The organism is Streptomyces sp. URMC 123 (assembly GCF_051386515.1).
Lineage (GTDB): Bacteria > Actinomycetota > Actinomycetes > Streptomycetales > Streptomycetaceae > Streptomyces.
Map to the genome: position 1 here is coordinate 1 of NZ_JBPQTV010000665.1, position 787 is coordinate 787.

Sequence of the window (787 nt, forward strand, 5' to 3'; positions counted from 1 at the left end):
CGCCCGGCCGCCCCGGAGGAGGGGCGTCCGCCGGTCTCGTCAAGATCGTTATCGTCCTGCGCGAACCTCTCACGGGTCACCGAGGGTGACGGTTCTGCGCACGGGGAGTACGAGGCGGTGGGGGACGGGGCGCGTCACGGCGCCCATCGCGACGGAATTGGTCTCGTCGGATACGGGCAAAGTGCCTGTATCGGGACGAATTCCCGAGCGGGATCGGCGTCGGGGGGATGGCCGGTGTGCGGCAGGCGGCAGCGGTGATCGACAGACGACCGGATACGCTGCCAGTAGTGGAGACAGCGACACATCGACAATCCGTGTTGACCGTGACTGCGACCGTCCGTCCTCAGAGTCGTCCGTAGACAGGAGTAACCCTCGTGACCGTCGTCGGGCCGTTTGGGCTGAGCGTGCGGGACCAGGCTCTGGAAGCCGATGTCCAGGCCGCGTTGGCGGCCGTCGAGGAGGGCCTGATCGAGGCCACCAAGAGCGACGTGCCGTTCATCACCGAGGCGGCGCAGCACCTGGTGCGCGCCGGCGGCAAGCGGTTCCGGCCGCTGCTGGTGATGCTCGCGGCGCAGTTCGGCGACCCGCACGCGCCGGGCGTCGTGCCCGCCGCCGTCGTCGTCGAGCTGACGCACCTGGCGACGCTCTACCACGACGACGTCATGGACGAGGCCGACGTCCGGCGCGGCGTGCCCAGCGCCAACTCGCGCTGGGACAACTCCGTGGCCGTCCTCACCGGCGACTTCCTCTTCGCCCGCGCCTCCCACATCCTCGCCGACCTCGGCCC

1 protein-coding gene is annotated in these 787 nt (G+C 70.1%); it reads left to right on the forward strand.

The window, feature by feature from the left end; all coding sequences use genetic code 11:
* Window positions 1-374: 374 nt before the first annotated feature.
* Window positions 375-787: polyprenyl synthetase family protein (locus tag ACSNOD_RS31535; RefSeq protein ID WP_436770493.1), on the forward strand; the 413-nt coding region annotated here is incomplete at its 3' end.